Annotated in this window: 16 protein-coding genes; 12 read left to right on the forward strand and 4 right to left on the reverse strand. The window is 70.2% G+C overall.

Going from position 1 to position 19,679, the window contains the following annotated elements:
- Window positions 1-82: 82 nt before the first annotated feature.
- The 4 genes from eccB (at window position 83) to ACZ4VK_RS31325 (ending at window position 3,776) form a co-directional block, all read left to right on the forward strand.
- Complete coding sequence (eccB, locus tag ACZ4VK_RS31310) at window positions 83-1,630, forward strand: type VII secretion protein EccB (RefSeq protein WP_468359463.1); 1,548 nt, start codon at window positions 83-85, stop codon at window positions 1,628-1,630.
- A 12-nt stretch (window positions 1,631-1,642) separates the two neighbouring features.
- Window positions 1,643-2,896 (forward strand): type VII secretion-associated serine protease mycosin, encoded by a 1,254-nt coding sequence (gene mycP / locus ACZ4VK_RS31315; protein WP_468359466.1) that lies wholly within the window; start codon window positions 1,643-1,645, stop codon window positions 2,894-2,896.
- A gap of 191 nt (window positions 2,897-3,087) precedes the next feature.
- A complete protein-coding gene (locus ACZ4VK_RS31320; protein WP_468359468.1) occupies window positions 3,088-3,441 on the forward strand; it encodes a WXG100 family type VII secretion target in 354 nt (117 codons plus the stop codon).
- A gap of 47 nt (window positions 3,442-3,488) precedes the next feature.
- Entirely contained in the window at window positions 3,489-3,776 is a 288-nt protein-coding gene (locus tag ACZ4VK_RS31325) for a WXG100 family type VII secretion target (protein WP_389684081.1), read from the forward strand.
- Window positions 3,777-3,860: 84 nt separating this feature from the next.
- On the opposite strand, the gene ACZ4VK_RS31330 is transcribed toward ACZ4VK_RS31325, so the two are convergent.
- Together ACZ4VK_RS31330 and eccCa are read right to left on the reverse strand one after the other, a co-directional pair.
- Complete coding sequence (locus tag ACZ4VK_RS31330) at window positions 3,861-4,145, reverse strand: DUF397 domain-containing protein (protein WP_389684080.1); 285 nt, start codon at window positions 4,143-4,145, stop codon at window positions 3,861-3,863.
- 75 nt (window positions 4,146-4,220) lie between these two features.
- Window positions 4,221-8,174, reverse strand: coding sequence for a type VII secretion protein EccCa (gene eccCa / locus ACZ4VK_RS31335; RefSeq protein ID WP_468359473.1), 3,954 nt, complete (start codon window positions 8,172-8,174; stop codon window positions 4,221-4,223).
- Window positions 8,175-8,357: 183 nt separating this feature from the next.
- Between eccCa and eccD the strand changes: the two genes are divergently transcribed.
- The 6 genes from eccD to ACZ4VK_RS31365 all read left to right on the forward strand — a co-directional run bounded on the left by eccD (window position 8,358) and on the right by ACZ4VK_RS31365 (window position 15,473).
- Window positions 8,358-9,836, forward strand: a complete 1,479-nt coding sequence (gene eccD / locus ACZ4VK_RS31340; RefSeq protein WP_468359476.1) for a type VII secretion integral membrane protein EccD — start codon at window positions 8,358-8,360, stop codon at window positions 9,834-9,836.
- A 214-nt stretch (window positions 9,837-10,050) separates the two neighbouring features.
- A complete protein-coding gene (rpsO, locus tag ACZ4VK_RS31345; protein WP_030206644.1) occupies window positions 10,051-10,341 on the forward strand; it encodes a 30S ribosomal protein S15 in 291 nt (96 codons plus the stop codon).
- A gap of 288 nt (window positions 10,342-10,629) precedes the next feature.
- Window positions 10,630-12,858: a polyribonucleotide nucleotidyltransferase gene (locus tag ACZ4VK_RS31350; RefSeq protein WP_468359479.1), complete on the forward strand. Its 2,229-nt coding sequence runs from the start codon at window positions 10,630-10,632 to the stop codon at window positions 12,856-12,858.
- On the forward strand, window positions 12,855-14,234 hold the full coding sequence (locus ACZ4VK_RS31355; protein ID WP_468359482.1) for a M16 family metallopeptidase: 1,380 nt from the start codon (window positions 12,855-12,857) through the stop codon (window positions 14,232-14,234). The genes ACZ4VK_RS31350 and ACZ4VK_RS31355 overlap by 4 nt, the downstream gene beginning before the upstream one ends.
- A gap of 28 nt (window positions 14,235-14,262) precedes the next feature.
- The gene (dapB, locus tag ACZ4VK_RS31360) at window positions 14,263-15,015 is read left to right on the forward strand and encodes a 4-hydroxy-tetrahydrodipicolinate reductase (RefSeq protein ID WP_468359485.1); all 753 of its coding nucleotides are present in this window, start codon (window positions 14,263-14,265) and stop codon (window positions 15,013-15,015) included.
- Between the two features lie 5 nt (window positions 15,016-15,020).
- Window positions 15,021-15,473, forward strand: coding sequence for a tetratricopeptide repeat protein (locus tag ACZ4VK_RS31365; RefSeq protein ID WP_250765901.1), 453 nt, complete (start codon window positions 15,021-15,023; stop codon window positions 15,471-15,473).
- On the opposite strand, the gene ACZ4VK_RS31370 is transcribed toward ACZ4VK_RS31365, so the two are convergent.
- On the reverse strand, window positions 15,463-16,023 hold the full coding sequence (locus ACZ4VK_RS31370) for a hypothetical protein (RefSeq protein ID WP_468359488.1): 561 nt from the start codon (window positions 16,021-16,023) through the stop codon (window positions 15,463-15,465). The genes ACZ4VK_RS31365 and ACZ4VK_RS31370 overlap by 11 nt on opposite strands.
- A 54-nt stretch (window positions 16,024-16,077) precedes the next feature.
- The gene (locus ACZ4VK_RS31375) at window positions 16,078-16,317 is read right to left on the reverse strand and encodes a hypothetical protein (RefSeq protein WP_468359491.1); all 240 of its coding nucleotides are present in this window, start codon (window positions 16,315-16,317) and stop codon (window positions 16,078-16,080) included.
- A 348-nt stretch (window positions 16,318-16,665) separates the two neighbouring features.
- Between ACZ4VK_RS31375 and dapA the strand changes: the two genes are divergently transcribed.
- Both dapA and ACZ4VK_RS31385 read left to right on the forward strand, forming a co-directional pair.
- Complete coding sequence (gene dapA, locus ACZ4VK_RS31380; protein WP_468359494.1) at window positions 16,666-17,565, forward strand: 4-hydroxy-tetrahydrodipicolinate synthase; 900 nt, start codon at window positions 16,666-16,668, stop codon at window positions 17,563-17,565.
- Window positions 17,566-17,664: 99 nt separating this feature from the next.
- Complete coding sequence (locus ACZ4VK_RS31385) at window positions 17,665-19,350, forward strand: ribonuclease J (protein ID WP_318207585.1); 1,686 nt, start codon at window positions 17,665-17,667, stop codon at window positions 19,348-19,350.
- Window positions 19,351-19,679: the final 329 nt, after the last annotated feature.

Consider the following 19,679-nt stretch of genomic DNA (forward strand, 5'->3'; position numbering starts at 1 on the left):
GGGGCCGGTCCGACGGCCGGGGCCCGGGTGTCACCTTCCCCGGCTCCCGCGCGAAGATCGCGCCTGACGAGAATGGGGACTCATGGCATCGCGGCGGGACGAGCTCAACGCGTACACCTTTGCGAAGAAGCGCACGGTGGCGGCATTCCTCCAACCCTCGCCCTCGGGCACGGAGGAGGGGGCGCCGAAGCCGCTGCGCGCGATCGTCCCCGGCCTGATCGTCGCCGCGCTCGTCGTCGCGGGGTTCGGCGCCTGGGGCATGTTCAGCCCCCAGGCCCCCAAGGGCTGGGACACCCCCGGCACGCGGGTGATCGTCGGCAAGCAGTCGACGACCCGGTACGTGGTCCTGGAGACCGGCAAGGGCAAGGACAAGAAGACCCTGCTCCACCCCGTCCTCAACCTCGCCTCCGCGCGGCTCCTGCTCAACCCCGACGAGTTCCAGGTCGTCCAGGTCGCCGACAAGAAGCTCGACGAGGGCAAGCCGCCGCGCGGCCCGATCCTCGGCATCCCGTACGCCCCCGACCGGCTGCCCACCGCCGACGACGCGGGCAAGGCCAAGCGCTGGGCCGTCTGCGAGCAGCCCGGCGGCGGTACGGGCGCCAGCGTCCAGAAGGCGACCTTCCTCTTCGCCGAGCGGGACCTGAAGCTCACCGAGAACGGCAACCGGCTCAAGGACGGGCAGATCCTGTACGTCAAGGGACAGAAGGGCTCCGCCCAGTTCCTCGTCGACCACACGGGCACGAAGTACCCGGTCAAGGCCGACTCCCCCGGACTGCTCACCGCCCTCGTCGGCCTCGGCAAGGAGCCGCAGGCGGTCACCGACGACTGGCTCGCCACCCTGAACACCGGCGACGAGATCGACTTCCCGCACCTCGAGGGCGAGATCGGCAAGCCCGCCGACATCCCCGGCAGCACCCTGAACGACACCGAGAGCCGGATCGGCATGGTCCTGCTCGCCCAGACCGGCTCCGGGCCCCAGCACTACGTCGTCCTCGCCGGGAAGGTCCAGCCGGTCACCTCCTTCACCGCCTGGCTGATCATCAACGCCCGGCAGACCGGCGTCCTCGACATGGACGGCCAGGCCACCACCGTCGACGCCTCCTCGTTCGTCCCCGACCCCACCGTCTTCCACGACGGGGTCCGCTGGCCGCGCCTGAAGTCCACCCAGGTCAACGACGCCACCGGCGCGGGCGCCCGCGACACCGTGTGCAGCGTCCTCACCCACGTCGACGAGAAGGGCGGGACGACCCTCGCGACCTGGGCCGGCCCCAAGTACCCCGCCGACATCACCGCGGGCGGCACCAGCACGTACGTCACCCCGGGCACCGGCCTGCTCTACACCCAGATCCAGGGCAGGCAGAAGACGCCCGACGGCTCGCTGTTCCTCGTCACCGACACCGGCCTGCGCTACGCCGTCCAGGCCAACGGCGACAGCGACTCCGCCCGCTCCGAGATCGGCGCGGGCGACAAGGAGCAGCAGACCGACGGACGCCCGGAACCCAGCGAGGCCCAGAAGCGTCTCGGCTACGAGAAGGTCATGCCGGCCCTCGTCCCGATCGAGTGGTCGGAGTTCCTGTCGAAGGGCCCGCGACTCGACACCAACAGCGCGCGTCAGCCGCAGGGTTCCTAGGAGGTGGCACCGGTGACGACGACGTACCGCGCGGCCGCGCTGCTCGCCGCGGGCACCCTGACCGCCCTCCTCGCGACGCCCGCGGCGGCCGCCGCGCCGCGCCAGGCAGGGCCCGTCCTCGACGGCAGCGGCGAGTGCACCTTCCCGATGAAGAAGCAGATCGAGGGCATCCCCTGGCCGCTCCAGCGGGTCCTCCTGGACGAGCTGTGGCAGGACACCAAGGGCAAGGGCGTCCGGGTCGCCGTCATCGACACGGGCGTCGACGACGTCAACCCGCAGCTGCGGACCGCCGTCGACGCCAAGGCGGGCAAGGACTACCTCAAGCCGGACAAGAAGAACCCCGGTTTCGGTGACGAGAAGCGCGGCAAGACCGACGGCACCGTCGACGACGTCGGCCACGGCACCAAGGTCGCCGGCATCATCGCCGCCCGCCCCCGCGCGGGCACGGGCTTCGTCGGTCTCGCCCCCGAGGCGACGATCATCCCGATCCGGCAGAACGACGAGAAGAACAGCGGCAAGTCCGACACGATGGCGCTCGCGATCGACCACGCCGTCGCCAAGGGCGCCCACGTCATCAACATCTCGCAGGACACCACCCAGGCCCTCGACGCCGACTCGCCCATGGCCAAGTCCGTGGCCGCCGCGCTGCGGAAGAACATCGTCGTCGTCGCCTCCGCGGGCAACGACGGCATGGACGGCAAGCTCAAGATGACGTATCCGGCCGCCTTCCCCGGCGTCCTCGCCGTCGCCTCCTCCGACCGGAACAACGAGCGCGCCGCCTTCTCCCAGGCCGGCACCTTCGTGGGCGTCGCCGCCCCCGGCGTCGACATCGTCTCCACCGTCCCCGGCGGCGGCCAGTGCGTCGACAACGGCACCAGCTTCTCCGCCCCCTACGTCGCCGGCGTCGCCGCGCTGCTCCGCGCCGAACACCCGGAGTGGACGGCGGCCCAGATCGTCGCCCGGATCGAGCAGACCGCCGTCCGCTCGATCAACGGCCGCGACAACTACGTCGGTTGGGGCGTGGTCGACCCGGTACGGGCGCTCGCCGACACCCCGGGGACGCCGCCGTCCTCGCCGACGGCCGACCCGCCCCCGCCCAAGCCGCCGGCCCCCGAGCCGGCCCGTCTCGCGCTGTCGGAGACGCCCCAGGAGCGCTCGGAACGGCTCGCCACCTACACGTTGGGGATCGGTGTCGTCCTGGTGGCCGTGGTCGCCGGAACCGCCATCGTGATCCGCGACAGCCGTCGTCGAAGGGAGGTCCGTTGACCCACCCGTCGGGTCAAGTATCCGGACCGTCCTTTGCAGTTGGAACTGCCGCCGTCAATGGCTAAAGTGACCGCTGGGCGCACGGCAGTGCGAGCCCAGCACGGGGGCGGCATCAGAAGATTCCCGTCCGCATCACGACCGGTAGGCCCGACGGCCCAGCCGTCGACGCCACCGAAGGAAGAAGGGGCAAGATGTCGAAAGACCTGAACGTAACCAGTGCCGAACAAATCAAGCTCGCCGGCCGGATCCAGGACTTCTCCGATGAGCTCCAGTCCCGCATCACCAGCCTCAACAGCGTGGTGGACCGCGTCCAGGCGGGCTGGCAGGGCGCTGCGAGCAAGGAGTACGACCGGGTCCAGAACGACCTGAACCAGCGTCTGCGCAGCATGCGTCAGGAGCTCGCCCAGCTCGAAGAGATGATGCGCATGAGCGCCGACGGGTTCTCGCGCGAGGAGGAGGACCGTCTGCGGTCCTTCCGCTCCATGGACACCGGCGGCGGCGCCGGTGCCGGCGGCGGCAACCAGAGCGCCATCCTCGGCGTCTGAGCCACTCGACAGTCCTCCGCGCCACTCTCACTCCAGGAGTCAACACCATGACCACTGCGGTCAATTACGACACCGTGACGCAGGCGGCGGCCGACACCCGCCTGACCTCCACCACCCTCACCCAGAAGCTCGACGACCTCATGGCCGAGGTCAACCGCGTCGCCAGCAACTGGGAGGGTGAGGCCAAGATCGCGTACCGCGAGACCCAGGACCGCCTGACCCGCGACATGGCCGGCATGAACCAGGACCTGGCGCGCATCGCCACGCTCCTCGACGAGTCGGTCGCCGGCTACCAGGACACCGACCGGGGCAACGCCGCCCGGTTCCGCATGTGACGTCCCGCGGACGTACGTGAGGGGGTGGCCCGTCCCGACGGGCCACCCCCTCACGCGTACCCGGCCCCTGGGACCGGGGAAGCCCTACCGCAGGTCGAACTCGCCGTCACGGGCGCCGAGGACGAACGCGTCCCACTCGGCCTTCGTGTACCGCAGCACCGTCTCCTTGTCGAGGGACGAACGCATCGCCACCGCCCCCTCGGGGAGCCGCGCGATCTCCACCCGCTCCTCGTCCGGGCTCGTCCCCGGAGCGCCCTCCCACTCGACGCCGGAGATGTCCAGCGCGTACAGCTCGTCCTTCTGGCGCTGCTTCTCGGCGGCCAGGGCGGCGTCCGCGCTCTCGGTGCTGGTCTGGTGGGCGTCGGTCATCGGCGCGTTCCCTTCGCGGTGATACGGCGGTCCCTCCCACAGTAGTGGGAGGGACCCGCTCCGCTCAGCCGGAAATCAGTGCTGTTCCGGCAGCCAGCCCAACTGCACCAGCGGCGTGCCCCGCTTCCGCGACACGAACGTGCCCCGGCCCTGCGGCATCGGCCGCGCCCGGACGCTGCCGAGGATGTCGCCCTCCTGCGGGTCGCCGGAGAGGATCACGCCCTGCGCGCCCAACTCCCGCATCCGCTGCATGAACGGCTCGTACATCGCCCGTGAGGCACCCGCCTGGCTGCGCGCCACGATGAACCGGATACCGACGTCCCGCGCGAACGGCAGGTTCTCCACGAGGACCGCCAGCGGGTTCCCCGAGTTGGTGGCCACCAGCTCGAAGTCGTCGATGAGGACGAAGAGTTGCGGACCCGACCACCAGCTGCGGTCCCGCAGCTGCTGCGGTGTGATGTCGGGCTTCGGCGCCCGCTTCGTCATCACCGTGTTGATGGCCTCCATGTGCATCTGCATGGCGGAGGCCATCGGCGCGTACTCCAGAAGGTGCGAGGGCGCCACCGCCTCCAGCATCGTCCTCCGGTAGTCGCCCACCACGATCCGCGCCTGCTCCGGCGTGTACCGCTCGCACAGCTGCTTCGCGATGAGCCGCAGCAGCGCCGTCTTGCCGGACTCGCTCTCGCCGAAGACCAGGAAGAACGGGTCCGTCTCGAAGTCGACGAACACCGGCTCCAGGTTCGTCTCGTCGATGCCGATCGCGATGCCGTGCTGCGGGTACTCGAAGCCCTTCGGCAGCCGCTCCGCCGGCAGCTTGCGCGGCAGCAGCCGCACCGCCGGGGCCGGCGCACCGGTCCAGCTCGCCCGTACCGCCTGGACGAACGCGGAGGTGCCCTCCGACAGGTCGGCGGAGGAGCTCGACCCGTCGATCCGCGGCAGCGCCCCCATGAAGTGCAGCTTCTCCGGCACCTGGCCGCGTCCCGGCACCCCGGCCGGCACGTTCGCCGCGACCTTCCGGTCGAACTCGGAGTCCATGACGTCGCCGAGCCGCAGTTCGAGCCGGCCCAGCATCTGGTCCTTGAGCGCCGCCCGCACCTCCATGTAACGGGAGGCGGTGATCACCACGTGGATGCCGTAGCCGAGACCGCGCGCCGCGATGTCGGAGACGATCGGCTCCAGCATGTCGTAGTCGTTGCGGAAGCCGCCCCAGCCGTCCACGACCAGGAAGACGTCACCCCAGGCCTCGCCCGGCAGCTCGCCCGCGGCACGCTTGCGCCGGTAGGTCGTCATCGAGTCGATGGAGTGCGAGCGGAAGAACTCCTCCCGCCGGTTGAGGACGCCAAGCACCTCGGCGACCGTCCGCCGCACCCGTTCCGGGTCGAGCCGGGACGCCACCCCGCCGACATGGGGCAGATCGGCGAGCGAGATCATGCCGCCGCCACCGAAGTCCAGGCAGTAGAACTGCACCTCGGCCGGGGTGTGGGTGAGCGCGAACGACGAGATCAGCGTCCGCAGGATCGTCGACTTCCCGGACTGCGGACCGCCCACGACCATCATGTGACCGGCCGCGCCCGAGAAGTCCCGGTACAGCACCTCGCGCCGCTGCTCGAACGGCTTGTCGATGAGGCCGAGCGGCACGGTGAGCCCGCCCTGACGCGTGTACTCCGTCGCCGTGAACCCCCGGTCCGCCGTCTGCGCGAGCCCCGGAAGCAGCTGGTCGAGCGACGGCGCCTGGTCGAGCGGCGGCAGCCACACCTGGTGCGCCGGCACCCCCTGGCCCTCGAGACGCCGCACGATCACGTCGAGGACGGTGTCCGCGAGCGCGTCGTCCTCCTCGGCACGCTGCGCCGTGAGGTACGCCGGGTCCGGCGCCGCGTACACCACCGGCACCGGCGCCGCCGTGAACAGCGCGGGACGCCGCTCCACCGGCATCTGACCGATCTCCAGGCGCGGCCCGCCCGTCCGGTACGTCCCCGAGACGTACGCCGCCTTGAAGCGGGTCATCTCGTCCGTACCGAACTTCAGATAGCCCGAACCCGGCACCGACGGCAGGTGGTACGCGTCCGGCACGCCGATCGCCGTCCGCGACTCCGCCGCGGAGAAGGTCCGCAGACCGATCCGGTACGACAGATACGTGTCGAGACCGCGCAGCTTGCCCTCCTCGAGACGCTGCGAGGCCAGCAGCAGATGCACACCGAGGGAGCGGCCGATGCGGCCGATCTGGATGAACATGTCGATGAAGTCGGGCTTGGCGGTGAGGAGTTCGGAGAACTCGTCGATCACCAGGACCAGCGAGGCCAGCGGCTCGAGGGGGGCACCGGCGGCCCGCGCCTTCTCGTAGTCGTGGATGTTGGCGTAGTTGCCCGCCGACCGCAGCAGCTCCTGGCGCCGCTGGAGCTCACCGCGGATCGCGTCGCCCATGCGGTCGACCAGGGTCAGGTCGTCCGAGAGGTTGGTGATGACCGCCGCCACGTGCGGCATCTGCGACATGCCCGCGAAGGTCGCGCCGCCCTTGAAGTCCGCGAGGACGAAGTTCAGCGTCTCCGACGAGTGCGTCACGGCGAGGCCGAGCACCAGCGTCCGCAGCAGCTCCGATTTTCCGGAACCCGTCGCGCCCACGCACAGACCGTGCGGGCCCATGCCCTCCTGCGCGGCCTCCTTCAGGTCCAGCATGACCGGCTGGCCGTCCTCGCCGACACCGATCGGCACCCGGAGCCGCTCGGCCACCGACCGCGGACGCCAGGTCCGCGCCACGTCCACCGAGGCCGCGTCGCCCAGGTTCAGCAGATCCGTGAAGTCCAGATTGGCGAGCAGCGGCTCGTCGTCGTCCCCGCCGCCCATCCGCAGCGGCGCCAACTGCCGCGCCAGGGCCTCCGCCGCCGGCAGCGAGATGCCGTCCGGCACCCCCTCGTACGCGAAACCGCCACCGAACTCCAGCGACAGCCGGCCCGGCCGTACCACCACCGAGAGACCACCGCGCGGCTCGTCGAGCTCGCCCGAGACGACCTCCACGATCGTCACGCCCTGCAGGCCTTCGGCCGCCGCGAGCAGCGAGTCGGGCGGCACCATTCCGCCGTCCAGGACCACCACCACGTGCGGCTGGTCGAGCACCGGCTGGTTGTCCCGGGAGAACCGCGGACGCCCGTCCAGCTTGGAGCGGATCAGGTTCTCCAGCTCACCGAGGTCGTCGCCGAACAGCCGCTTCGTACCGGCCCCGTCGACCTGCCCGGGCACCTGGGTGTGCGGCAGCCACTTCGCCCAGTCCCACCGCTCCTGCGAGGCCCGCGCCGCGACGACCGCGACCACCAGGTCCTCGGGGGAGTGCAGCGTCACCAGCTGCGCCACCAGGGCGCGCGCCGCCGCCTGCGCCGACTCCGGCTCACCCGACACCGTCACGTGGTAGAACGCCCGCATCGAGACCGCCATCGGCAGCCCGTCCAAGGTGCCGTGCACCGCGAGGAACTGCTGCATCGCCCCCGCGCACAGCGGTTCGAGCTCGTCCACCGGAGCGGTGTCCGGCGCCACCAGCGGCGTCGCCAACTGCTGCGCCCCGAGCCCGATCCGCGCCTGCCCGAAGTCATGGTCGCCGACCCGGCGCTCCCACACCCGCGAACCCTCGGCCACCACCGACCACAGCTGCTCGGGGGAGGGGTGCAGATACAGCTGCGCGTCCCGCTGCTTGCGGGCCGTGCGCCGGACCGTACGACGGGTCTGCGCGAGGTATTTGAGGTAGTCGCGGCGGACATCCGCCATTTGCCCCTGCGTACCGCGACGGAATCTCACGAACTGGGCGACGGCCATCGCGATGGTCGACGCCAGCATCAGCGTGCCCATGATCCGCATGATCGGAGACGGCGTCATGAAGAAGAACACCACCGAGGAACCCATGCCGAGCATCGGCAGGAGCTGCATCAGCGCCGACTCCTGCTGCCCCCGCGGCAGTTCCGGCGGAGACTCCAGGACCAGTTCCTCACCGGGCACTTCCGGCGGAAGCGACCTCGGCGGGCGTTTGACGACGATCTGGCTCACCGGCGCATCAATCCCTCGTTGGAGGCGGGTTCGTGGCGGGAGCATCCGCCCGGCACCCCTGTCGGCAGCCGGGCGCACGGACTTCCCCCATGGGACGGCGATCCTACTTGCAGCCCCCACCGGCCGTCCCCGGTAGGGTGGCGCGCGCATCGTGCGCAACCGCGAATCAGGGGGTCCACACACGTGAGTACGACCGCAGCGACCGGCTTCTGCCGTGTCACCGTCGTGGCGCCGGACAGCCGCATCGACGTCGCGCTCCCCGAGGACATCGCCGTCGCCGACGTCTACCCGGAGATCCTGCGGCTCACCGGACAGACCCAGGCCGCCGGCACCCCCACGGGCTATCACCTGGTCCGCCGGGACGGATCGGTCCTCGACGGCGCCCGCACCCTCGCCGCCCAGCAGGTCCTCGACGGCGAGGTGCTCTCCCTGCGCCCGTTCGCCCAGTCTCTGCCGCCGGCCGTCTACGACGACGTGTCCGACGCCGTCGCCTCCGCCGTCACCCGCGACCGGCACCTGTGGAGCGACGAGCTGCTGCGCGGCGCCGGACTCCTCGGCGGCGTGCTGCTGCTCGTCCTCATGGGCTTCGTCCTCTGGTTCGCCGACCCGGTCCGCCACGACATGCACAGCCTGCCCGGGATCATCGCGGGCGCCGCCGGCTTCCTCCTCACCGCCTTCGCCGGAGTACGCGCCCGCGTGTACGGCGACCGGGCGACCGCCGTCGCCCTCGGCCTCGGCGCGCTGCCGCTGCTGCTCATCGCGGGCTCCGGCATCGTCGGCCCCGACCCGGGCGCGGGCCCGGGCCGCCTGCAGTTCCTGCTCGGCTGCGTCACCGTCCTCGTCGCCTCGGTCGCCCTCGTGGCGCTCACCCCCAGCGGTGACGCGCCCTTCGTCGCGGCCACCTTCCTCGCCGGCGTCGGCACCCTCGCCACCTTCCTGGCGATCCTGACCGAGAGCACCGCCACCGAGACCGCCGCCGTCTGCGCGCCCGTCGCCATCGGCCTCGTCGCCTTCCTGCCCGGCCTCTCCGCCCGCTTCGCCCGGCTCCCCATCGGCTACGCCGCCCCGCGCAGCGCCGCCGACGACGAGTTCCTCGGCGACCCGCAGCAGCCGTCCGGCGAGGACGCGCAGCCCGTCGACGGCGAGCGCATCGCGCTCCAGGCCCGCCGCGGCCACGAGATGCTCCTCGGCCTCGTCGGCGGCTGCGCGGCCGTCGTCGTCGGCTCCGCCGCCGTCCTCGGCTTCGCCGGAAACGTCTGGGGCCAGCTCCTCGCCCTCGCCGCCGGCCTGGCGATGCTGCTGCGCGCCCGCCTCTTCCGGTACACCTCCCAGGTCGCCTGCGTCCTCGTCGCCGGCATCGCCGCCATCGCGCTGCTCGTCCTCGGCCTCTCTCTCAACCCGCCGGCCGACCTGGTCAAGGACCTCCTGATGTACGGGGACAGGGGCGGCCTCGACATCCGTACGATCTGGCTCACCGCCGCCGTCGCCGCCGGCGCCGCGCTGATCACCGCGATCGGCCTGATCATCCCGAGGAAGGGCCTCTCGCCGTTCTGGGGCCGCCTCCTCGACCTGGCCGAGGGCTTCGTCCTGCTCTCCCTCGTCCCGCTCTGCCTCGCCGTCCTCGACGTCTTCACCGCGGTCCGCTCCCTGACCAGCAAGTAGGCCCGCTCCCGCGAAGGCGCACCAGGGGCGCTCCGACGAGCTGGTACGCTGTGTGACGGCCGTTTGTGTACGCGCTCCCGGAATGCCCCCGACTCGCTCGGAAGCCTCTGGAAGCTGCGCCCATCGGACCTTCGCCCGCCGAGTCACGGAAGATTCCCCTGAGACCTAGACCAGGGGCACTCGCGGACGCACGAAGACCCAAGAGGAGATCAGCGTGGCACTCGACGCCGCTGTCAAGAAGCAGATCATGACCGAGTTCGGCACCAAGGAGGGCGACACCGGCTCTCCCGAGGTCCAGGTCGCCATGCTCTCCCGTCGTATCTCGGACCTGACCGAGCACCTCAAGCAGCACAAGCACGACCACCACTCCCGCCGTGGTCTGCTGATCCTGGTCGGCCAGCGCCGCCGCCTGCTGCAGTACCTGGCCAAGAAGGACATCCAGCGCTTCCGTACGCTGGTCGACCGCCTCGGCATCCGCCGCGGTGCGGCCGGCGGCGCCAAGTAAAGACGCCGTGAAGGGAGCGGTTCCCACTTTCAGGGGGCCGCTCCCTTTGCTGTACGTGCGCAAAGTGCGCATCGGCACTTAGGCTGGTCGCACAACCCCACAACGACGGACGAGCGAGGAGCCGCCGGCTCGCCGCCGGTCCTCGGTAGTGGCCCCCGGGAAACGAATCCCCGGGTGCTTCGATCGAAGACCGGCCAGCCCCGAAGCGAGCTTCTCCGCCCCCGTCGCACACCGTCCCCTGCCACACGGGCCCGGGACGCAAAGACGAACACGTAGGAGAAACCCATAGTGGAGAACGAGACCCACTACGCCGAGGCCGTCATCGACAACGGCACCTTCGGTACCCGCACCATCCGCTTCGAGACCGGCCGCCTCGCCAAGCAGGCCGCCGGCTCCGCCGTCGCCTACCTGGACGACGACACGATGGTCCTCTCGGCGACCACCGCCTCGAAGCGCCCCAAGGACCAGCTCGACTTCTTCCCCCTCACGGTGGACGTCGAGGAGCGGCAGTACGCGGCCGGCAAGATCCCCGGCTCCTTCTTCCGCCGGGAGGGCCGCCCCTCCGAGGACGCGATCCTCACCTGCCGCCTGATCGACCGCCCGCTGCGCCCCTCCTTCAAGAAGGGCCTGCGCAACGAGATCCAGATCGTCGAGACGATCATGGCGCTCAACCCCGACCATCTGTACGACGTGGTCGCGATCAACGCCGCCTCCGCCTCCACGATCCTGGCGGGCCTGCCCTTCTCCGGCCCCATCGGCGCCACCCGCGTCGCCCTGATCAAGGGCCAGTGGGTCGCCTTCCCGACGCACACCGAGCTCGAGGACGCGGTCTTCGACATGGTGGTCGCCGGTCGCGTCCTGGAGGACGGCGACGTCGCGATCATGATGGTCGAGGCCGAGGCCACCGAGAAGACCATCCAGCTCGTCGCGGACGGCGCGGAGGCTCCCACCGAGGAGATCGTCGCCGCCGGCCTCGAAGCCGCGAAGCCCTTCATCAAGACCCTCTGCAAGGCCCAGTCGGACCTCGCCGCCAAGGCCGCCAAGCCCACCGGCGAGTTCCCGGTCTTCCTGGACTACCAGGACGACGTCCTGGAGGCGCTCACCGCCGCCGTCAAGGGTGAGCTCGCCAAGGCGCTCACCATCGCCGGCAAGCAGGACCGCGAGGCCGAGCTCGACCGCATCAAGGAGGTCGCCGCCGAGAAGCTTCTGCCGGCCTTCGAGGGCCGCGAGAAGGAGATCTCGGGCGCCTACCGCGCGCTGACCAAGAAGCTGGTCCGCGAGCGCGTCATCAAGGACAAGGTCCGCATCGACGGCCGTGGCCTCACGGACATCCGTACGCTCGCGGCCGAGGTCGAGGCCATCCCGCGCGTGCACGGCTCGGCGCTGTTCGAGCGTGGCGAGACCCAGATCCTGGGCGTCACCACCCTCAACATGCTCCGCATGGAGCAGCAGCTGGACACCCTCTCCCCGGTGACCCGCAAGCGCTACATGCACAACTACAACTTCCCGCCGTACTCCGTCGGCGAGACCGGCCGCGTGGGCTCGCCCAAGCGCCGTGAGATCGGCCACGGCGCGCTCGCCGAGCGCGCCATCGTGCCGGTGCTGCCGACGCGCGAGGAGTTCCCCTACGCGATCCGCCAGGTGTCCGAGGCCCTCGGCTCCAACGGTTCGACGTCCATGGGCTCGGTCTGCGCCTCCACCATGTCGCTGCTGAACGCCGGTGTGCCGCTGAAGGCCGCCGTCGCCGGTATCGCCATGGGCCTGATCTCCGAGGAGATCGACGGCAAGACGCACTACGTCGCCCTCACCGACATCCTCGGTGCCGAGGACGCGTTCGGTGACATGGACTTCAAGGTCGCCGGCACGAAGACCTTCGTCACCGCGCTCCAGCTCGACACCAAGCTCGACGGCATCCCCGCCTCGGTCCTGGCCGCCGCGCTGAAGCAGGCCCGCGACGCGCGTCTGCACATCCTCGACGTGATGAACGAAGCGATCGACGTTCCGGACGAGATGTCCCCCAACGCCCCGCGGATCATCACCGTCAAGATCCCCGTGGACAAGATCGGTGAGGTCATCGGCCCCAAGGGCAAGATGATCAACCAGATCCAGGAGGACACCGGCGCCGAGATCACGATCGAGGACGACGGCACCATCTACATCGGTGCCCAGGTCGGCTCGCAGGCCGAGGCCGCCCGCGCCACGATCAACGGCATCGCCAACCCGACCATGCCGGAGGTCGGCGAGCGCTACCTGGGTACGGTCGTCAAGACCACCACCTTCGGTGCCTTCGTCTCCCTGATGCCCGGCAAGGACGGTCTGCTGCACATCTCGCAGATCCGCAAGCTCGCCGGTGGCAAGCGCGTGGAGAACGTGGAGGACGTGCTGGCGATCGGCGCCAAGGTCCAGGTCGAGATCGCCGAGATCGACCAGCGCGGCAAGCTCTCGCTCGTTCCGGTCATGGCAGACGACGAGAACGCTGCCGGCGCCGCCGACGACAAGGGCGACACCGACCAGTGACGTCCCGTAGTTCCGTGACGACGGCCCGCCCCTCTTCGGAGGGGCGGGCCGTCGCCCGTACCCAAACGCTTCTCCCGGGCAAGGACGGCATCGGCACGGTCCGCCGCACGACCCTCCCCGGGGGCCTGAGGATCGTCACCGAGACCCTCCCCTCCGTACGCTCCGCCACCTTCGGCATCTGGGCGCACGTGGGATCCCGCGACGAGACCCCCGCGCTGAACGGCGCCACCCACTACCTGGAGCACCTCCTCTTCAAGGGCACCCACCAGCGGTCCGCCCTCGACATCTCCGCCGCGATCGACGCGGTCGGCGGCGAGATGAACGCCTTCACGGCGAAGGAGTACACCTGCTACTACGCCCGGGTCCTCGACACCGACCTGCCGCTGGCGATCGACGTCGTCTGCGACATGCTCACGGGCTCGCTCATCCTCGACGAGGACGTGGACGCCGAACGCGGTGTCATCCTCGAAGAGATCGCGATGACCGAGGACGACCCCGGTGACGTGGTGCACGAACTGTTCGCCCGCACGATGTTCGGCGACACCCCGCTGGGCCGCCCGGTCCTCGGCACCGTCGACACCGTCAACGCGCTCAGCCGTGGCCAGATCGCCCGCTTCTACAAGAAGCACTACGACCCGACCCACCTGGTCGTCGCCGCCGCGGGCAACGTCGACCACGCGACGGTGGTACGCCAGGTCCGCCGCGCCTTCGAGAAGGCCGGCGCCCTCAGCCGTACCGACGTCGTCCCCGTCGCCCCCCGCGAAGGCCGGCGCACCCTGCGCGCGGCGGGCCGCGTCGAGCTGCTCAACCGCAAGACGGAGCAGGCCCACGTGGTCCTCGGCATGCCGGGCCTGGCCCGCACCGACGAGCGCCGCTGGGCCCTCGGCGTGCTGAACACCGCCCTCGGCGGCGGCATGTCCTCGCGCCTCTTCCAGGAGGTCCGCGAGAAGCGCGGTCTGGCCTACAGCGTGTACTCGTACACCTCGGGCTTCGCCGACTGCGGCCTCTTCGGCGTGTACGCGGGCTGCCGGCCGGGCCAGGTCCACGACGTCCTCAAGATCTGCCGGGACGAACTCGACAAGGTGGCGTCCGACGGCCTCACCGACGACGAGATCGCCCGCGCCGTCGGCCAGCTGTCCGGTTCGACGGTGCTCGGCCTCGAGGACACCGGCGCGCTGATGAACCGCATCGGCAAGAGCGAGTTGTGCTGGGGCACCCAGATGTCGGTCGACGACATGCTGGACCGGATCGCGGCCGTCACCCCGGAGGAGGTCCGGGAGGTCGCCCGCGATGTACTGAACCAGCGGCCCTCGCTCTCGGTGATCGGCCCGCTGAAGGACAAGCAGGCGGACCGCCTCCACCAAGCGGTCTCCTGACCCCGAGATCCCCTAAGGAATCAGAGCAATGAGCAAGCTGCGCGTGGCGGTCCTCGGTGCCCAGGGCCGTATCGGCTCCGAGGCCGTGAGGGCCGTCGAGGCCGCCGAGGACATGGAACTGGTCGCGGCCCTCGGCCGCGGGGACAAGCTGGAGACGCTTACCGAGGCGGGTGCCCAGGTGGCCGTCGAGCTGACCACCCCCGCGTCGGTCATGGAGAACCTCGACTTCTGCGTGGGCCACGGCATCCACGCGGTCGTCGGCACCACCGGCTGGACCGAGGAGCGCCTCGCGAAGCTGAACTCCTGGCTCGCCGCCTCCCCGGAGACCGGCGTCCTCATCGCTCCGAACTTCTCCATCGGCGCGGTCCTCACCATGAGGTTCGCCCAGCTCGCGGCCCCGTACTTCGAGTCGGTCGAGGTCGTCGAGCTGCACCACCCGAACAAGGTGGACGCGCCCTCGGGCACCGCCACCCGGACGGCCCAGCTGATCGCCGCGGCCCGCGCGGAGGCCGGCCTCGGCGCCCAGCCGGACGCCACCACCACCGCCCTTTACGGGGCGCGCGGCGCCGACGTCGACGGCGTCCCCGTCCACGCGGTACGGCTCCGGGGCCTGCTCGCCCACCAGGAGGTGCTGCTCGGCGGGGAGGGCGAGACCCTCACCGTCCGCCACGACTCCCTGCACCACTCCAGCTTCATGCCGGGCATCCTCCTGGGCGCCCGCCGTGTGACCAGCGCTCCGGGCCTCACCTTCGGCCTGGAGCACTTCCTGGACCTGGGCTGACGGCCATGGGCGGAAAGATCACGTACGTCTTCCTGGCCACCGTGCTCGTGCTCGTCTTCGGAGTGGTGGCCATGGAGGGCGTCCTGCTGCTCCTCACGGGCGAGCCCGCCGCCATGGGCATGGGCGCGGTCGCGTTCCTGCTGCCCGGCGTCGGCGGCTGGTTCCTCTGGAAGAACACCCGGTTCGCGCGTCAGGCGGGCCGCCTCGCCACCGAACTGGAGGCGGAGGGCGGCCTGCCCGTCGACGAGCTGAAGCGCACGGAGGGCGGCCGGATCGACCGGGACTCCGCCGACGAGGTCTTCGCCCGGCGCAAGGCCGAGACGGAGGACTCACCGGACGACTGGCGCTGCTGGTTCCGGCTCGCGGTCGCCTATCACGACGCCCGCGACACCCCCCGGGCCCGCAAGGCGATGCAGCGGGCCATCGCCCTCCACGAGGGGCGTCCGGTCAGCGCCTGACGGCCGGGGCGACGCCGTACTCGGCGTTCCACGCCTCGACCGTGTCGGCCGCCCGGTCGAAGGCCTCGACACGGGAGAGGAAGTCGGCGTTGTGGTCGGTGAGCAGCACCAGCTGCTCACCACCCTGCCGGCCGAGCACCAGGGCCTGCCCCTGGACGGTACGGGGGAGCCCCAGCCAGCGCACCGGCTGCTGTACGGTCCGTACGGTGGTCACCTTCGCCCACGGCACGGTGACGGTCGAGAAGAAGGCCGTGCGGCGCACCCCGGCGCGGCTCACCCAGGTACCCACGCGGAGCATCCGCAGGGCGGCCAGGATGACGAGCACGGCGATGCCGAGGGTGGCGGCCCCTCCGTCGAAGCCTCCGGCGGCGGTGATGATGACCGCGGCGAGGAGCACGAAAGAGGCGAGCAGCAGCGCGAGTGCCGCCGCCCCCACCCGCCAGGACCCCGGCCGGTACGGACGGCGCCACTGGTCGTGGTCGTCGAACGGAAGGGCGATGTGGTCGGTCGTGTCAAAAGCACGGTCGGCCGTCAGAAAGGGCAGGGGCACGACAGGTCCTCACTCACAGGCACGCTCGAAGGGGCAGTGCCCGGTGAGGCTACCTCAGCGGTTGTCGGAGGCTTCGGACTGCTGCTGACGCGTGGCCGCGTCCCCGGACTGAAGGGACGGCATACCGAAGATCAGCGATCCGACGAGGCCGGCTACGACGGTCAGTCCGATCAGGGTACGACCCATGATCTGCGAGGCACCGAGGCGCTCCCGTGGCGGCGGAGTGACGTTACTGCGGAACTGGTCGGACTCCGCGACGAACGCGAACGGTACGGCCTCATCCCGGCGGAACATCAGAGCCACTCTCCTCAGGTGTCGTCATGCGTCACAGGTACAGACGACGGATCCGACGTTTTGGTGCCCTTTTTCATCAAAGCAGCCGAATCTCATTCTTCGGGACGACGGGCGGACTCATACCGCAGACGTACGCACTCCCCAGCAGGGACGGCCTTGTGGCCCTTAAGCGCACAGATGTCCGAACACTCGACGCGAAGTGTCCGTATTGCGACGTTTCACGAAGTTCATCTAGGCTGATCAAACGGACCCGGCGCTGCCTGAACCCCCGAGCAGGCAGCGCCGGGCTCCCTTTCTCCTGTGCCCCTCGGGGACACCCGGTGCTGAGCAGCGAGTAGCGTGTTACCCATGGCTCCGATCTCCACTCCGCAGACCCCCTTCGGGCGGGTCCTCACCGCCATGGTCACGCCCCTCACGGCGGACGGCGCACTCGACCTCGACGGTGCCCAGCGACTCGCCACCCACCTGGTGGACGCAGGCAACGACGGCCTCGTCATCAACGGCACCACCGGCGAGTCCCCCACCACCAGCGACGCGGAGAAATCGGAGCTGGTACGAGCGGTCCTGGAGGCGGTCGGAGACCGCGCCCACGTCGTCGCCGGCATCGGCACCAACGACACCCACCACTCGATCGAGCTCGCCCGCGCGGCCGAGCGGGACGGCGCCCACGGCCTCCTCGCCGTGACGCCGTACTACAACAAGCCCCCGCAGGAGGGCCTGTACCGGCACTTCTCGGCCATCGCCGACGCCACCGAGCTCCCGGTGATGCTCTACGACATCCCCGGCCGCAGCGGCGTCCCGATCGACACCGAGACGCTCGTCCGGCTCGCCGAGCACCCGCGCATCGTCGCCAACAAGGACGCCAAGGGCGACCTCGGCCGTGCGAGCTGGGCCATCGCCCGCTCCGGCCTCGCCTGGTACTCCGGCGACGACATGCTCAACCTGCCGCTGCTCTCCGTCGGCGCCTGTGGCTTCGTCTCCGTCGTGGGCCACGTCGTCACCCCGGAACTCCGCGCCCTCCTCGAAGCCCACCTGGGCGGCGAGGCGCAGAAGGCCACCGAGATCCACCAGCGACTCCTGCCGATCTACACCGGCATGTTCCGCACCCAGGGCGTCATGACCACCAAGGCCGCCCTCGCCCTCCAGGGCCTCCCGGCCGGCCCGCTGCGGCTGCCGCTCGTGGAGCTCTCGCCCCAGGAGACCGAGCAGCTCAAGGTCGACCTGGCCGCCGGCGGGGTAGAGCTCTGACAACGGACTTCACAACTGAACACTGACAACAGCAAGTGCACGAATGTCATGCCCGCCACGTGCCAAGAGGTGCGTGGCGTGCGTGGTGAGGAGAGTCTTTTGAGTCATCCGCATCCTGAACTCGGCGCCCCGCCGAAGCTCCCGAAGGGCGCCCTGCGCGTCATCCCGCTCGGCGGGCTCGGTGAGATCGGCCGGAACATGACGGTCTTCGAATTCGACGGCCGTCTGCTCATCGTCGACTGCGGCGTCCTCTTCCCCGAGGAGGAGCAGCCCGGCGTCGACCTGATCCTGCCGGACTTCACCATCATCCGGGACCGCCTCGACGACATCGAAGGCATCGTGCTCACGCACGGCCACGAGGACCACATCGGTGCCGTCCCCTATCTGCTCCGGCTCAAGCCGGACATCCCGCTCATCGGCTCCAAGCTGACCCTCGCCCTGATCGAGGCGAAGCTCCAGGAGCACCGCATCCGCCCCTACACCCTTGAGGTGAAGGAGGGGGACCGGGAGGTCCTGGGTTCGTTCGACTGCGAGTTCATCGCGGTCAACCACTCCATCCCGGACGCGCTCGCGGTCGCCATCCGCACCCCCGCGGGCATGGCCGTCGCCACCGGCGACTTCAAGATGGACCAGCTCCCGCTGGACGGCCGCCTCACCGACCTCCACGCGTTCGCGCGTCTGAGCGAGGAGGGCATCGACCTCCTCCTCTCGGACTCCACGAACGCCGAGGTCCCGGGCTTCGTCCCGCCGGAGAAGGACATCTCCAACGTCCTGCGCACGGTCTTCGCGAACGCCCAGAAGCGGATCATCGTGGCGAGCTTCGCCAGCCACGTGCACCGCATCCAGCAGATCCTCGACGCCGCCCACGAGTACGGCCGCCGGGTCGCCTTCGTCGGCCGCTCGATGGTCCGCAACATGGGCATCGCCCGCGACCTGGGCTACCTCCGGGTCCCGGCCGGACTCGTCGTGGACGTGAAGACCCTCGACGACCTGCCGGACGACGAGGTCGTGCTGGTCTGCACGGGTTCCCAGGGCGAGCCGATGGCGGCCCTGTCCCGCATGGCCAACCGCGACCACCAGATCCGCATCGTCCCCGGCGATACGGTCATCCTGGCCTCGTCCCTCATCCCGGGCAACGAGAACGCGGTCTACCGCGTGATCAACGGCCTGACCCGCTGGGGCGCGAACGTCGTCCACAAGGGCAACGCCAAGGTCCACGTCTCGGGCCACGCCTCGGCCGGCGAGCTGCTGTACTTCTACAACATCTGCCGCCCGAAGAACCTGATGCCGGTCCACGGCGAATGGCGCCACCTGCGCGCCAACGCCGAGCTCGGCGCGATGACGGGCATCCCCAAGGACCACATCGTCATCGCCGAGGACGGCGTCGTCGTCGACCTGGTCGACGGCCGCGCCCGGATCACCGGCAAGGTCCAGGCGGGTTACGTGTACGTCGACGGCCTCTCGGTCGGCGACGTCACCGAAGTCCACCTCAAGGACCGCCGCATCCTCGGCGAAGAGGGCATCATCTCGGTCTTCGTGGTGGTCGACTCCTCGACGGGCAAGATCGTGGGCGGCCCGAACGTCCACGCCCGTGGCTCGGGCATCGACGACGCTGCGTTCGACGCGGTGCTCCCGAAGATCGACCAGGCCCTGAACAAGTCGTTCCAGGACGGCGTCGTCGAACCCCACCAGCTCCAGCAGCTGATCCGCCGCAGCGTCGGCAAGTGGGTCTCCGACACCTACCGTCGCCGGCCGATGATCCTCCCGGTCGTCGTCGAGGTCTGACGGTCTGACCAGCGCAACACCGGAGCGGGGCCCCTCGATTTGCATCGGGGCGCCCCGCTCCAGTACGTTTACGGCTCCGCCAGATCGGGAACCACCGGCACCTTCGTGTGCCTGAACGGTTCTTCGGGAGGCGGGAAATCCGACTCAGATCATCTGATAAAGTCGGAACCGCCGAAAGGCCCCCGGAGTGAAAACAAAAGGGACCGGAAAGCGCCGAGGAAATCGGATCGGAAGGATCTGATAGAGTCGGAAACGCAAGACCGAAGGGAAGCCCGGAGGAAAGCCCGAGAGGGTGAGTACAAAGGAAGCGTCCGTTCCTTGAGAACTCA

This window comes from Streptomyces sp. NPDC028711, assembly GCF_055565415.1.

Bases quoted from the DNA above. Each gene is read 5' to 3' on its own strand.
- eccB (WP_468359463.1), top strand. From the start codon at position 83: ATGGCATCGCGGCGGGACGAGCTCAACGCGTACACCTTTGCGAAGAAG.
- ACZ4VK_RS31320 (WP_468359468.1), top strand. From the start codon at position 3,088: ATGTCGAAAGACCTGAACGTAACCAGTGCCGAACAAATCAAGCTCGCC.
- ACZ4VK_RS31325 (WP_389684081.1), top strand. From the start codon at position 3,489: ATGACCACTGCGGTCAATTACGACACCGTGACGCAGGCGGCGGCCGAC.
- ACZ4VK_RS31330 (WP_389684080.1), bottom strand. From the start codon at position 4,145: ATGACCGACGCCCACCAGACCAGCACCGAGAGCGCGGACGCCGCCCTG.
- dapB (WP_468359485.1), top strand. From the start codon at position 14,263: ATGAGCAAGCTGCGCGTGGCGGTCCTCGGTGCCCAGGGCCGTATCGGC.
- ACZ4VK_RS31365 (WP_250765901.1), top strand. From the start codon at position 15,021: ATGGGCGGAAAGATCACGTACGTCTTCCTGGCCACCGTGCTCGTGCTC.
- ACZ4VK_RS31375 (WP_468359491.1), bottom strand. From the start codon at position 16,317: ATGTTCCGCCGGGATGAGGCCGTACCGTTCGCGTTCGTCGCGGAGTCC.
- dapA (WP_468359494.1), top strand. From the start codon at position 16,666: ATGGCTCCGATCTCCACTCCGCAGACCCCCTTCGGGCGGGTCCTCACC.